The organism is Tetragenococcus halophilus, assembly GCF_001712815.1.
Lineage (GTDB): Bacteria > Bacillota > Bacilli > Lactobacillales > Enterococcaceae > Tetragenococcus > Tetragenococcus halophilus.
The window spans coordinates 1,280,629-1,295,566 of record NZ_CP012047.1; the positions used below are offsets into that span (position 1 = coordinate 1,280,629).

Here is a 14,938-nt window from a genome sequence, read left to right on the forward strand (position 1 = left end):
TTTCTTTGTCTAAAGAGAGTCTTCTTGTAAGGACGTATTTTTTTCTTCTGTAGATTCTGCAGTTTCCAAAATACTACCATCTTCTTCTAAGCTAAATTGCACATTTGATTCGATCCATTTTCTTCTAGGGGCAACCTTATCTCCCATCAAAGTCGTCACACGACGTTCTGCTTGAGCAGCATCATCAATTCTAACACGGACTAATGTTCTATGTTCTGGATCCATTGTAGTTTCCCACAATTGTTCAGCATTCATTTCTCCTAGACCTTTATAACGTTGCAATGTATAACCTTTGCCCATACCTTTAGTGATAACTTCAAGCTCTTCATCTGTCCAAGCATACTTATCCTCTTGTTTTTTTCCACTACCCTTAGTTACCTTATAAAAAGGAGGTAAAGCAATATAAACTCTGCCTTGTTCTACTAAAGGTTTCATATAGCGATAGAAAAAGGTAAGAAGTAGCACTTGAATATGCGCACCATCGGTATCTGCGTCTGTCATAATGATTATTTTATCGTAATTACAATCTTCTAAGCTAAATTCAGGACCAACACCGGCACCGATTGTATAAATCATGGTATTAATCTCTTCGTTTTTTAGGATATCTTGCATATTTGCTTTTTCGGTATTGATTACTTTTCCTCGTAAAGGTAGAATTGCTTGAAATTTACGATCACGTCCTTGCTTTGCCGAACCACCTGCGGAATCTCCTTCAACCAAATATAATTCATTTTTTTCTGGATTTTTAGATTGCGCTGGTGTTAGTTTTCCGGAAAGCAATGACTCTCCTTTCTTGCGTTTTTTGCCATTTCTGCTTTCTTCGCGTGCTTTTCTAGCAGCTTCACGCGCCAAACGTGCTTTACTCGCTTTACGAACAAGCATCTGACTCATATCGCTATTTTCCTGTAGATAAAAAATCAGCTGTTCACCGATCACATTATCAACTGCTGTTCTAGCCGCTGGTGTACCCAATTTTTCCTTGGTTTGTCCTTCAAATTGTAATAAGCTTTCTGGAATTCTCACTGACAAAATAGCAGCCAGTCCTTCGCGAAAATCGCTACCTTCTAAATTTTTATCCTTATCTTTTAATAAACCGACTTTACGAGCATACTCATTAAATGATTTCGTCAAGGAAGCCTTCATTCCCGCTTCATGAGTACCGCCATCTTTCGTCCGTACATTATTGACAAAAGAAAGGATATTTTCTGAATAGCCATCATTATATTGAAAAGCAAATTCTACTTCAATACCATCTTTTTCTCCTGAAAAATAGGCAACAGGTGTCAAAGTATCTTTTTCTTCATTTAAATAATCAACGAATTCTTTGATCCCTTCTTCATAAAGAAAAGATTCCTCTACTTTTTCTTCCCCACGTAAATCCGTTAAGTTAATTTCAACTCCCATTAGTAAGAAAGCAGACTCACGTAAACGTTCAGCCAACATATCATAAGAAATTTTGGCCCCTGAAAAAATTGTAGGATCTGGTAGAAAATGTACCGTTGTACGATTTGCTTCTTTCGTTTTTCCTATTTTTTCCAACGTACCTTCAGGTTTTCCACCATTTTTAAATACTTCTTTATATTGAATGCCATCACGAACAATAGTAACTTCTAACCAGCTAGAAAGAGCATTTACCACACTGGCACCTACACCATGTAATCCGCCAGAAGTTTTATACCCTCCTGCTTGTCCAAACTTTCCTCCAGCATGCAATACAGTAAAAATAACCTCGACAGTAGGTATCCCCGATGAGTGCATTCCTACTGGCATACCGCGCCCATAATCAGTTACTTGAACACTGTTATCTTCACAAATAGTAACATCAATCGTGTTGCCATAACCTGAAAGCGCCTCGTCTACTGCATTATCCACAATTTCATACACCAAATGATGTAAGCCGCGCTGATCCGTGGAGCCGATATACATCCCAGGACGTTTTCTTACTGCTTCCAACCCTTCTAATACTTGAATAGAAGCATCGTTATATTCATTGGTTTTTTTTGCCAAAGTCAACGCTCCTTGCTAACATTATTTTCTTTGTTTAATTTTTATTAATTAAATCATATACATGAACATACTATATCATACGCTAAAAAGCACATAAAAAAAAGAAGAAAAACCCCTAGATGAAGTTTTTCTTAAAAAGATCGTTTTAAGTTATAGTAAAATATTACCTATACAATGATGATAAAAATCATTGAACAATAGCTAAACGTTCATCAATTTTGATCCATTTTTCCTAACTCAATTTTAATGCAACGATCCATAACAATATCATTACGACCCGCATCTTGTAGTTTCTGCGCTGCTTCTTCACTTTCGATACCTAACTGTGCCCAAAAAACTTTTGCATCCGTTTCTAAAAAATCATCAGCAACATCAGTTAAAAATTCACTACGACGGAAAATATCTACAATGTCAATGGGTTCTTTTATATCTTGCAAACGAGCATAAACAGTTTCACCTAATATCTTTCCTCCAGCTAGCTTTGGATTAACAGGAAAAATATGATAACCATGTTCTTGTACAACTTTTGACACCTGATAGCTTGTCCGTTCTTTATTATCACTCAAACCGATAATAGCAATATTTTTCGCTTCTTTTAAATATTGTTGTATTGTTTGTTCATCTGGATTTTTAAAAGCCATTATCATCATACTCCTTTGAAAATTTATTATTTCATTTGCTTTAAAACAAGTGATTTAAGTTGTTGCTTTTGCGTTTTCATGCTAAAATATTGCTAATCTAACAAAAGGTTGGTTCATATGAAAACAATAATATTAATAATTATTGCCTATTTACTAGGCTCTATACCTTCCAGTTTATGGATCGGAAAAACTTTTTATAAAAAAGATATCCGTCAATTTGGCAGTGGAAACTCCGGCACAACCAATACCTTTCGTATATTAGGGGTTAAAGCCGGCTTTGCAGTGTTTTTGGCCGATTTGTTAAAGGGTACTTTAGCAACTTCTTTAGCCTATTTGCCCAGCGTAGATACCAATCCGCTGTGGTTTGGTTTAGCTGCTATTGTAGGTCACGTTTTCCCTGTTTTTGCCAAATTTAAAGGCGGAAAAGCTGTGGCAACTAGTGCCGGCATGCTTTTAGGTTATAATCCGCTTTTCTTTTTTTGCTCACTAGCACTTTTTTTAATTTTATTATTTATTACCAGCATGGTCAGTTTATCTAGTATGATTGCTGCCGTTATTATCACGTTATCTACTTTCATACTACCGTCGATCTTGCCTGTTTTACTGCCTGAACAAGATTGGTTATTATCTTGTATTGCTGTTATTGTTACTGCATTCATTTTTTATTTACATAGACAAAATATTCAGCGAATTCGACAAGGAACTGAAAGCCGTATTTCTTTTGGCTTAAACAAACAAGAAAAGAAAAAGTAAAAGTAAACTTTGCGCAAAAAAGTGCGCAAAGTTTTTTTATTTTACTACGATAGCATATTTTGTATGGAATGTATCATGTGCTGCTAATTTTTGGATGCCCACTTTTTCTGTCAAATCGCCGCTTGTCTCTGTTGTATCAGCAATACCAACCCAAGGTTCAAGACATACAAAAGGCGATTGTGTAGGATAAGTAGACCAAATCCCAACATAGGAAAAATCTTTAAAAGTTAATGTAACAGAATGTGGTGATTTCTCACTACGAATCGTAAAAGCGTTCAAACCTTTTGTTTCATAAATCAACGCATCATTTTTAAATAATTCATGATTTAAAGCAATCGAAGTATTGGTTTGGCCTAAAGTCCGCTGTTGTAAGTCAATCAAACCATCTTTTAATGGTAGATTGATCCTTGACTTCATCGGAGAAGGGTCCACAAAATAATCTGTAAAGGACAAATGACCTTCTAAAGGTACATTAAAAGCAGGGTGACCACCGATGGAAAAATACATTTCTTCATCGGTGGTATTTTTTACTTGATAGTTTACTGTTAAACCATCACCACCCAAACTATAGCCAATAATTAATTCAAAATCAAAAGGATATACTTTTTTCGTTTCTTCCGTGTTTTTTAAACGAAAACTAGCTGAATCTTCTCTTTGCTCGATTACTTCAAAAACCATATCTCTGGCAAATCCGTGTTGAGATAAACGATAACTTTTATCCTTATATACATAAGTATTGTCTTTTAATGAACCGACGATGGGAAACAAAACTGGCGCATGTCTTTTCCAATAATTTGGATCAGCTTGCCAAATATATTCAATATCAGCGTCTTTACGTTTTAAACTCGCTAACTCAGCGCCTTTTTCATTGAGAACTGCTTTTAAATGATCCGTTTCAATCGTAACCGCCATCGCATATTCCTCTTTTCTTCAAAATTAGGCTTTATCTAATTCATCTTTAAAGCGATGATTTAAAACTTTCAGATAAGTTCCTTTCATACCTAATGAACGTGATTCAATAATACCCGCAGATTCAAGTTTTCGCAAAGCATTGACAATAACAGAACGGGTAATACCGATCTTATCGGCAATATTTGAAGCCGTTAAACGTCCTTCATCACCATCTAAGGCTTCAAAAATTGCTTGAACAGCTTTTAATTCACTATAAGAAAGTGTACCAACCGCCATTTGTACAGCCGTTGTACTACGCACATCCTCTTCAATACTCCGTGATTTTTGGTATAAGATTTGCATACCAACAACTGTTGCGCTGTATTCTGCTAGAACCAGATCATCATTATCAAAGGGCTGTTCAATACGCGATAAGATAATTGTTCCTAAACGTTCACCAGCGCCGAAGATCGGAACCACGGTGGTTAAACCATTAGGATATTTCTCCCGCAATTCCACCGGAAAAGCTGTCATATCACTTTCAATAGTAATATTGGCCTCTGTTGATTTCAATTGATCGACCATATTCGCATAACTTGTAGGAAATTGTTTTTGTAAAAACATATTTTTGACACGTTCGTTATTGACATCCAATATTTCCGTAAAGCCTAAGACACTACCATCAGCACTAATAATGTAGGTATTACTATTTAAAATATCTCCTAATACATCCGCCATTTCACCATAAGGTAAGTCCGAATCTGTGTTAAAAGTGTTATTTTGCTGCAATAACTCATTAATTTTTCTTGTTTGTTCTAAAAGTGTACTCATCATCTTCTCCTTTACTTACTTTCCAACTATTCGACAAATTTTTACAGAATGTAACGACTTAAATCCTTATTTTTAGCAATATCAGACAATTTATCTTCAACATATGCTTCTGTGATTTGGATTTCTCCCATTTGCATGTCAGAAGCTTCAAATAACAAGTCTTCTAATAATCTTTCTAAAATGGTATGCAAACGTCTAGCTCCGATATTATCGGTGTCACGATTAACTTCAAAGGCAATATTAGCAATTTTTTCAATCGCTTCTTTAGTAAATGTCACACTTACATTTTCAGTTTCTAATAAAGCAACGTATTGCTTAACTAAAGCGTTATTAGGTTCTTTTAGAATCTTAACAAAGTCTTCTGCATTTAAATCATCTAATTCAACGCGGATTGGAAAACGTCCTTGTAATTCAGGAATGAGATCACTTGGTTTAGATACATGGAAAGCACCAGACGCAATGAACAAAATATGATCTGTTTGTAAAGCACCATATTTTGTGTTTACTTGTGAGCCCTCAACGATCGGTAAAATATCTCTTTGTACACCTTCTCTGGAAACATCGCCAGATTGCTCTGATTTTGCCGTAACTTTATCAATTTCATCAATAAAGATGATACCGCTAGATTCAGCTAATTTAATCGCTTCACTGTGAATATCAGCATCATTAACTAATTTTGCTGATTCTTCTTGGATTAAAAGCTCTCTAGCATCTTTTACCGGCAAAGTACGATCAACTTTTTTATTGGGTTTTAATTGAGAGAATGCTTCACTTAAGTCAATTCCCATTTGTTCTAAGCCATTATTCATCATGGGGTTTTGACTTTTTTCTTCTTCTACTTGAATCGTCACTTCACGACTATCCAAAACCCCTTTTTGTAATTGCTCAAAAATAGCTTGGCGATTACTTCTAATTTCTTCAGTTAATTCTTCTTCAGGTTCTTCATTTTCTTGTTGTTGTTGATTGGGGTTAAACATATTCATCATTTGTTCATAGGGATTTTGATTGTTCCGTTTTTCTTTTTTGATCCCTGGTGCTAAAGCTTTAGCTAAACGACGGTTCGCTTTTTTCTCTGCTTGGCTATAAACACCGCTGTATTTTTCTTTTTTAACAATTTGAATTGCATTTTCAACCAAATCACGCACCATAGATTCTACATCACGACCGACATAACCGACTTCGGTAAATTTCGTCGCTTCCACTTTTACAAAAGGTGCTGAAATGGTCTTTGCTAGACGCCGCGCAATTTCTGTTTTCCCAACGCCGGTCGGCCCAATCATCAAAATATTTTTAGGGGTAACATCTTGTTGCATTTGTTCGTCTAACTGTAAACGTCGATAGCGATTGCGTAAAGCCACCGCTACTGATTTTTTCGCCTGATCTTGGCCAATAATATAACTATCTAATTCATTTACTATCTCTTTAGGTGTTCTTTCTCGATTTGGCATAAAATTAACATTCCTCCACATTAATATCATGGTTGGTAAAAATACAAATATCTGCTGCAATATTCAAGGCATTTTCTGCAATTTCTTTAGCAGACAATTTATCACTGGCATATTTACGCATAGCTCTAGCAGAAGCTAATGCAAAATTCCCTCCAGAACCAATGGCCAAAATACCATCGTCCGGCGTGATCACTTCGCCTGTACCTGAAACAAGTAACATTTCATCCTTATTCATAACAATTAGCATTGCTTCAAGCTTTTGCATTGAACGTTGTGTACGCCATTCTTGCGCTAGTTCAACAGCAGCTCTTTGTAAATTTCCGTGATATTCATTTAGTTTTTCTTCAAATTTTTCTTCTAGAGTAAATGCGTCAGCTACACTACCAGCAAAGCCAACAACAACTTCTCCGTTATAGATACGACGTACTTTTTGCGCTGTACCCTTCATAACAACTTGTTCTCCCATAGTTACTTGGCCATCTCCAGCCATAGCAAATTTGCCGTCTTTTTCAACCGCACATATCGTTGTTGAATGAAATTGTGATTCCATTGTATTTGTTCCTCCTAATTTTCATTTAGTTTCATGCTCTTGGATGAAACTGACGATAATTTCTTTGTAAGTTTTCTTTAGTTACATGCGTATAAATTTGTGTTGTTGATAAATTAGCATGCCCTAATAGCTCTTGAACCGTCCGCAAATCCGCCCCATTATTTAATAAATGAGTAGCAAAAGTATGTCGTAACATATGCGGGTGAATTTGTGAGTCCAAGCTACTTTTTTTGATTACCTGATTTAAGGCATACTCAATACCCGTTGAAGTGATACCATCACCTAAACGGTTAACAAAAACATATGCATGATCTTTATGGTATTTTTCCATCAAAAAAGAACGTCCTTCAGATAGATATACATCTAAGGCTTCTTGTGCGTAAGCGCCAAAGGGCACATAACGATCCTTGTTTCCTTTTCCATGGATAAACAATACACTGTTTTCCCAATCAATTTGCTCAAGCGTCAATGAAGCACACTCACTCACTCGCAAACCAGAACCATATAAGACCTCTAATAAAGCGCGATCTCTTTGTTGCAAAGGTTTGTTTCCTTGAACACTATCAAATAACACTGCAATCTCTTTTTCATAAAAAAAGCGAGGTAATTTGACATTCTTTTTTTTCAAATGAACATAAGAAAAGGGATTTTCTTCTATCACTTCATGTTTTAATAAAAAATGATAAAAAGAACGCAAGCTGGCAATTTTGCGGCTAACGGTGTTACGACTATAACTTTGTTCATTTAATTCACTTAAATAAACGCGTACATCGCGATGATCAATCTGCAAATAATTAGCATCTCCAGAGTCTTTTAAAAAGACAAAAAAATTATCAATATCTTCTTTATAAGCCTCTTTTGTTTTTTCAGAATAACCGCGCTCAACCGTGAGATAACGGTAATATTCCTTTGGCCAATCTTTTGTCATCTTGCACTTCCTCTTTTTCCTATTTCTTTTAAAATGTAGCATAGAACGGATAAAAATACAAATAAACTGTCAGAATTTAACCAATATTTCAAATTCTGCTCACAATTGAAAAAATTATGAATTTTATATCTACCCATCTTTTATAACTTTTTCAAAGGGGAAAAAATCCATAATGTCTTAAGACATCATGGAAATTTTTTCTTTATTTTTGTTCGTCTTCTTTATAATCACAGTTGGAACAAACGACTTGTTTACTAGCTTTTTTCTTTTTCTCAACTAGATAATGATCGCATTTCGGACAATTGCGTCCAATGGGTTTGTTCCAGGAAATAAAGTCACAATCAGGATAACGGTCACAGCCATAAAAGATACGATTTTTCTTTGATTTTCTTTCAATGACCTGTCCTTTTTGACATTTAGGGCAGGTTACGCCGATTTCTTTGACAATTGGTTTGGTATTACGACATTCAGGGAAATTACTGCAAGCATAAAATTTACCATATCTACCTAATTTTATAACCATTGGATGCCCACAAACATCACAATCAAAGCCAGCTGGTTCATCTTTGATCTCTATCTTTTCCATTTTTTCTTCAGCCGTTTCTAACTCTTTTTCAAACGGTTGATAGAAACGATCGATGACTTTAACCCACTCTTCTTTTCCTTCCTCAATATGGTCTAAGTCCTCTTCCATTCCAGCTGTAAAGGACGCATCGACGATTTCCGGAAAGAAATCTTCAATAAGGTTGTCGACAATTTCACCTAATTCAGTAGGCTCAAAACGTTTTTGTGTGAGCTTAACGTAATAACGTTTCTGGATTGTTTGTAAAGTCGGCGCATAAGTAGATGGCCGTCCAACACCATTTTCTTCCAAAGTTCGAATAAGTGTTGCTTCACTAAAACGAGCAGGTGGTTGGGTAAAGTGCTGATTTGGCGTAATGTCTTCTGATTGTACAATATCGCCAGATGCTAGTTCTGGCAAAACATTTTCCTTGTCCTTCTTACCATCATCTCGGCCTTCAACATATACTTCCATAAAACCTTTGAATTTCACTTTAGAACCATTTGCCACAAAAATAACACCATTTTGATCTAAGGTAGCTTTTACTGTATCAAGAATGGCTGGTTTCATTTGACTGGCGATAAGACGTGACCAAATCAAACGATATAACTTCAACTGATCTTTATCTAAATATTTTCCAATTTCTTCTGGACTACGCATCGCACTTGTTGGACGAATTGCTTCGTGAGCATCTTGGGCGCCCTGCGCATTTTTTAATTTTTTATTACTATGAGCGGCATAGTTTTTACCATAAGTCTGTTCAATAAAATCTGTCGCTTCTTGTTTAGCAGTATCAGAAATTCTTTTAGAATCAGTACGCATATAAGTGATTAAACCAGTCGTACCGCCTTTTCCCAAAGAGATTCCTTCATATAACTGTTGCGCGACCATCATTGTTTTGCCTGTTCGAAAATTCAATTTACGAGCAGCTTCTTGTTGCATACTACTTGTGGTAAAAGGTGCGGCTGGATTTCTTTTACGTTCTTTTTTTTCAACCTTAGTTACATTATAATCTTTGCCAGATATACGTTGAGTAACTTCCTTAACCGCATCTTCATTAGGTAATTTTTTCTTTTTACCATCAAGTCCCCAAAAATTGGCCTTGAATTTTTTTCGACCTTTTTTAAAATTACCGTCAATACTCCAGTACTCTTCTGGCGTAAAATTACGGATTTCTTTTTCTCGGTCAATGATCATTTTAAGAGCAACTGATTGCACACGCCCCGCACTCAAACCTTTTTTTACCTTACGCCAAAGAATCGGGCTAATAGAGTAACCAACCAAACGATCCAACACACGACGTGCTTGTTGCGCATCAATTAAATCTAAATCAATCGTTCTTGGTTCTTTAAAGGCTTCTTTAACAGCGTCTTTTGTAATTTCATTAAAGACCACGCGATTTTTATCATGAGGATCTAAGCCTAAAATATAAGACAAGTGCCAAGCAATAGCTTCCCCTTCTCTATCCGGGTCACTAGCAAGATAAACTCTTTCTGCTTTTTTTGCATGTTTTTTTAAATCTTTAATAACATCACCTTTACCACGGATCGTGATATAATAAGGCTCATAGTTGTTTTCAACGTCGATGCCCATTTTGCTTTTTGGTAAGTCACGAACATGTCCAACACTGGCTACAACTTTATAATTACGGCCAAGATATTTTTCAATCGTTTTAGCTTTTGCTGGTGATTCCACAATCACCAAATATTTATAAGCCATTAAAAGGCCCCTTTCGTAAATGGTTTATTCTATATATCGTGCCATTTAATTTTCAAATAACAAATCGTAGCCTATCATAGCCATTTGAAATGAGTTTGTCAAGAAAGGAAACACATAGGTCTTAAATACTGCTTTAAAAATTAGGCAATTCTTCTAAAATATCTTGTACTGAAACCACGCATTTGGCACCGTCTTGAATAAGACGATGACAACCATCAGATTGGCCAGTTAAAATTTCACCTGGTATAGCAAAAACTTCTTTTCCATAATCTAGCGCTAATTGTGCAGTAATCAAAGATCCACTACGCTCCTTTGCTTCGATGACGCAAGTTGCTTTACTTAAACCCGCGATGATTCGATTCCGCATAGGAAAATGATTTTTTTGAATTGGTGTACCTTGTGGGTATTCACTTAAAACCAAATGATTTTTCTTCATTTCACCAAAAAGTGCACTAACTTCCCTGGGATAACAAATATCCAAACCACAGCCAACAACACCGATGGTTAAACCGCCTGAACGAATTGTCATTTCATGGCTCATTCGATCAACACCTTTTGCTAAACCACTTACAATCACAAACTGTCGCTTTACAATAGTAGGAAGTAGTTTACTGATAACTTGTGTTGAGTATTTACTTGCTTGTCGCGCGCCTACAAAAGCTAAACGTGGATAATCTAACAAGTCAAGATTGCCTCTATAAAAGATCACTAATGGAGGATAAGGCAGCTCTAGTAATTCTGCTGGGTAATCTGATGATAACCAAGTGACATATTGCTGATCTTGTAACTTTTCTTTTAGCCAATCATCACTAATTTCTCGAAAGCTTTGCCGAAACATTCCCTTATATCGATTGATTTGTGCAATCTGTATCACATCTTCCACAAAAAAGTTTTCAGCCTGGAATTTTTCATAAAATTTCACAATTTTCCATTTTCCAATTAAACCGATCCCTTTACAATAAGTTAATTTCAATACTGTTTTCTCAATCATCGATAATTTTTCGTAATTCAAAAAAATCCCCCTCTTTTTAAGTATTTATTAATAAATACGCAAAAAAGAGGGATTTCTTTTTTATAAATATTTTTTTATTGGTGCATACGACTTACGATGAATGGCTGTAATACCATATTCTTTTAATCCAGTTAAATGAGCCTTAGTGCCATAACCAGCATTTTTATCAAAAGCATAATGAGGATGTATCTTATGATATTCTTTCATCAGCTGGTCACGGTAAACTTTAGCAATAATACTAGCGGCAGCGATCGATACACTTCTAGCATCACCTTTTATGATTTTTTCTTGTGGAATATTAATATCTATAGACATCGCGTCAATCAATAGATGATCTGCTTTTACTGCTAAATTTTCCACCGCTTTTGTCATCGCCATTTTGCTTGCTTGATAAATATTTACTTGATCAATTTGTTCAGCAGAAATTTCGCCAATTCCGATGGCCGTTGCTTGTTCTTTAATTTTATTATCCAAATCTAGGCGCTTCTTTTCACTAAGTTGTTTTGAATCATTGAGTCCTAAAATTTCACTACCTTCAGGTAAAATAACCGCTGCCGCGACAACCGGTCCAGCCAGAGGTCCCCGTCCCACTTCATCAATGCCAGCAATCAAATGGTGACCTTGTTTGTAACATGAACGTTCGAAAGCTTGCATGGTATAAAACTGCTCTTTTAATGTTTCTTTTTGTGCTAAACGTCTTTCTAATTGCAAGAGAAGTTTTTGCACACCTTTACGTTCATCCATTTGCAATTGCTTAACATAAGGATCAGTCATCGTTTCAGTAGCTAATAAATGCGTTTTTATCTCAGAAATTGCTTCTTTTGCCATCTACTCACTCATTTCTTCATAACGATCTAAAGTATACTTACCCAACTTGCCTTCTCTTACATCATGGATGATACGTTGGCTTCCTTTATCGTAATCATCTTGAAAACCTTGCTTTTTAGTAATCAACATTAATAGTTCAGCTGTAGAAAACGCTAAGTCTTCTTGTGTTAATTGATAACGATCTGCAAGTTGTTCTGGATAAAATTGCTTGAAAAATTCCAAAGCATAAATAGCAATATCATCCTGATGAAACAATTGGTCCTTAATGGCACCTGTTAGTGCTAACTTTTTACCAATTTCTTGATCTTCAAATTTAGGCCATAAAATACCCGGTGTATCTAATAATTCTAAATCTTTTTTATAACGTATCCATTGTTGACCTTTTGTGACGCCCGGTTTATTTCCCGTCTGAGCCATTTTTTTCCCTGCCAAACGATTGAGTAATGTTGATTTTCCGACATTAGGAATACCGATTACCATAGCTCGTATAGCCCTTGGCTTTAACCCTTTTTCCTGTTCACGTTGCAGTTTTTCAGCGAGTGCTTCTTTTGTTTTGGGCAGAATAGATTTACTGCCCTTATTATCTTGTGAATTAATAGCAAGAGCGGCATAACCTTGCTCGTTAAAATATGTTTCCCATTTTTTTGTTTGCGCAGGATCTGCTAGATCCGCCTTATTGATTAATACAAGACGAGGCTTTTGTTGTAAAATTTCGTCTAGCATTGGATTTCTAGAAGAAATCGGAAGACGTCCATCAACCAACTCAAAAACAATATCAACATGTTTTATTTTTTCGGATACTTGGCGCTTCGCCTTTGCCATATGGCCAGGAAACCATTGAATCGTCATATTATTAAGTCCACTCCTTTCATATCAAGGTTTTAAAGGCCTTGACTCATAGAATTTAAGTTAAAATACTTCGCATGGGACAAACATGGGACAATTTAAAGATTGCCCTTCAACACCAGATTGTTTCCATACGTTATCTTGTAACCTAGTATCTTTCGCATTTTACCATAAATTGTTTCAATATCAAATGCTTGCCATTCTTCACTCAAATCACTAATCATCTTCTGAAGAATGTTATTCTTTAAGTGTCTAGTTTGGTATTCGGGAGGAATTCCTAAAGCTCTTTTAAAATCTTCGAGAGTAAACTTGATTACATCTTTATCTATATTTTCTCTCAAAATCTTATTGAGCCTAGTTGAATACTCACTACAGAAAACCTCCGGATAAAAATCAAGTGGATTGTCTTTATCTAGCCAATGATCAAGAGCATTTACAATTCGTGTTGTACCTTTATTTGAAGTTTGAGCATAAACGTTCATTGTAGTTCTCAAATCTGTATGTCCCACATGAGATTGGATTGATTTTGGATCAACCCCCTCACTATCCTTTAAGTAAGTAATATTAATAAACCTAAAAGAGTGAGGAGTTATATTTTCAACCCATTTAAACCCATACTTACTTTCGCAGTTTTCTCTTAAATCATCTTGAATCCTATGAATAAACGTTCGGTAGGATTTGGAAGTAACTGGCGCACCGTTTAACGTTCTGAATATTGAGTCTGTTTGGACATATGATTTCCAAGGTTTTATTTGATATCTCCTATCTAACTGTTTGCTTTTTTCCATAGCAACAATTAAACTTTTCAAAGCTACCTGGGACAATCCGACTACCCGTTCAGATTCTTCTGTTTTAGGTGGCCCATACTCAAATTTCCCTTTGCCAATTTGAATTAGATTTTTTGTGACTGTTATTCTCCGATTTTCAAAATCGACATCATCTACTGTTAAAGCTCCTGCCTCTCCAATTCGAAGTCCAGTATTTACTAAGAACAAAGTAAGATGGTAATAAACTGGATTCACCGATTTCTTAACCTCTGTTAGGAAAGCATTTAGCTCATGTGGTTCGAGATATTTTAACTTTCTTCTTATTTTGGGTTCCATTTTCTTTTCTCGAGGTAAATTCAACTCGACAACAGACATGGGAGAATAAACTAAAATACGATGTTTTACTGCATATCGAAAAATTTTATTTAAGGTACTCTTAATATGAATCATCGTAGAATATGAACTATCGTATTTTTTTGATAATCAGTTAACAATTTTTCGAGTAATAATGGTGTGATACTTTCAACTAAAACGTCACCATCAATTAATTCATTCACTCTTCGAATCACTAAAATTTCTCGTTCTACTGTTCTTTCATTAACTCCGACTCGCCAATGCTCAAGCCATTTTTCTACAAGTTGAGAGAAACGTAATATTCTATCTGGTTGGGCATATTCATATTCTTCTAAAATTCGATCAATCTTGTCTTCTAATTCACGTTCAGCATTTCTTTGAGCTTTCCGAGTGCTGCCAGAATAAGTCAGAGTAATTTTCGTTCTCTTTCCAGTTAAAGGATTAGTATATCGGCTAATACATTGAAAATTTCCACTTGGTAATTTTACATGTGATGCCATCTCAAATCACTCCTATAAGTTGGTGTGATATTGATTGTAAAAACGTGTAATAGATCTCCTCCAGTCACTATTTTATCACACCAACTTTGTTTTAACAGCGACTTAACGGAAATTGGTTCTTTGCTTATATTTCAAAAATTCATGAAATCCATTAATATTTATCCAAACTAATTTTGGAGTCGGGTTAATAACGTATTTCCTAAAATCTCTACTTCTTCTCATCTCCATCAACCAATGACTCAGCGTATTGACATTCAGATGTTCATATCTTTTCATTAAGCCTTTTTTGTTAGTCCACTCG

At 35.5% G+C, this 14,938-nt stretch carries 14 protein-coding genes; 1 reads left to right on the forward strand and 13 read right to left on the reverse strand.

The annotated features are described in order from the left end of the window. Positions 1–9: 9 nt before the first annotated feature. Both parE and AC806_RS05985 read right to left on the reverse strand, forming a co-directional pair. Positions 10–2,007 carry a DNA topoisomerase IV subunit B gene (parE, locus tag AC806_RS05980; protein ID WP_041591828.1) on the reverse strand — a complete coding sequence of 666 codons (1,998 nt, stop codon included), beginning with the start codon at positions 2,005–2,007 and terminating at the stop codon, positions 10–12. 212 nt (positions 2,008–2,219) lie between these two features. Continuing rightward, on the reverse strand, positions 2,220–2,648 hold the full coding sequence (locus tag AC806_RS05985) for a CoA-binding protein (protein ID WP_014124937.1): 429 nt from the start codon (positions 2,646–2,648) through the stop codon (positions 2,220–2,222). 117 nt (positions 2,649–2,765) lie between these two features. Here AC806_RS05985 and plsY point away from each other — a divergent pair, with 117 nt between their 5' ends. Next, positions 2,766–3,401, forward strand: a complete 636-nt coding sequence (gene plsY / locus AC806_RS05990) for a glycerol-3-phosphate 1-O-acyltransferase PlsY (protein ID WP_069028971.1) — start codon at positions 2,766–2,768, stop codon at positions 3,399–3,401. 36 nt (positions 3,402–3,437) lie between these two features. Here plsY and AC806_RS05995 read toward each other — a convergent pair whose 3' ends face one another. The 11 genes from AC806_RS05995 to AC806_RS12125 all read right to left on the reverse strand — a co-directional run bounded on the left by AC806_RS05995 (position 3,438) and on the right by AC806_RS12125 (position 14,637). Further along, positions 3,438–4,313, reverse strand: a complete 876-nt coding sequence (locus AC806_RS05995; RefSeq protein ID WP_014124939.1) for an aldose 1-epimerase family protein — start codon at positions 4,311–4,313, stop codon at positions 3,438–3,440. Between the two features lie 24 nt (positions 4,314–4,337). Then, the gene (codY, locus tag AC806_RS06000; RefSeq protein WP_014124940.1) at positions 4,338–5,123 is read right to left on the reverse strand and encodes a GTP-sensing pleiotropic transcriptional regulator CodY; all 786 of its coding nucleotides are present in this window, start codon (positions 5,121–5,123) and stop codon (positions 4,338–4,340) included. Between the two features lie 41 nt (positions 5,124–5,164). Next, entirely contained in the window at positions 5,165–6,571 is a 1,407-nt protein-coding gene (gene hslU / locus AC806_RS06005; RefSeq protein ID WP_014124941.1) for an ATP-dependent protease ATPase subunit HslU, read from the reverse strand. A 4-nt stretch (positions 6,572–6,575) separates the two neighbouring features. Further along, positions 6,576–7,121 carry an HslVU peptidase proteolytic subunit gene (gene hslV / locus AC806_RS06010; protein ID WP_014124942.1) on the reverse strand — a complete coding sequence of 182 codons (546 nt, stop codon included), beginning with the start codon at positions 7,119–7,121 and terminating at the stop codon, positions 6,576–6,578. Positions 7,122–7,152: 31 nt separating this feature from the next. Next, entirely contained in the window at positions 7,153–8,049 is an 897-nt protein-coding gene (gene xerC, locus AC806_RS06015) for a tyrosine recombinase XerC (protein WP_014124943.1), read from the reverse strand. A gap of 202 nt (positions 8,050–8,251) precedes the next feature. Continuing rightward, positions 8,252–10,330 (reverse strand): type I DNA topoisomerase, encoded by a 2,079-nt coding sequence (gene topA / locus AC806_RS06020; protein WP_014124944.1) that lies wholly within the window; start codon positions 10,328–10,330, stop codon positions 8,252–8,254. A 133-nt stretch (positions 10,331–10,463) separates the two neighbouring features. Then, positions 10,464–11,342: a DNA-processing protein DprA gene (gene dprA, locus AC806_RS06025; protein ID WP_069028972.1), complete on the reverse strand. Its 879-nt coding sequence runs from the start codon at positions 11,340–11,342 to the stop codon at positions 10,464–10,466. Between the two features lie 60 nt (positions 11,343–11,402). Further along, positions 11,403–12,170: a ribonuclease HII gene (locus AC806_RS06030; RefSeq protein ID WP_061840533.1), complete on the reverse strand. Its 768-nt coding sequence runs from the start codon at positions 12,168–12,170 to the stop codon at positions 11,403–11,405. Next, a complete protein-coding gene (ylqF, locus tag AC806_RS06035; protein ID WP_014124947.1) occupies positions 12,171–13,019 on the reverse strand; it encodes a ribosome biogenesis GTPase YlqF in 849 nt (282 codons plus the stop codon). 95 nt (positions 13,020–13,114) lie between these two features. Continuing rightward, positions 13,115–14,119, reverse strand: a complete 1,005-nt coding sequence (locus tag AC806_RS06040) for a tyrosine-type recombinase/integrase (RefSeq protein ID WP_231960486.1) — start codon at positions 14,117–14,119, stop codon at positions 13,115–13,117. 110 nt (positions 14,120–14,229) lie between these two features. Then, positions 14,230–14,637, reverse strand: coding sequence for a hypothetical protein (locus tag AC806_RS12125; protein WP_014124949.1), 408 nt, complete (start codon positions 14,635–14,637; stop codon positions 14,230–14,232). Positions 14,638–14,938 lie beyond the last annotated feature (301 nt).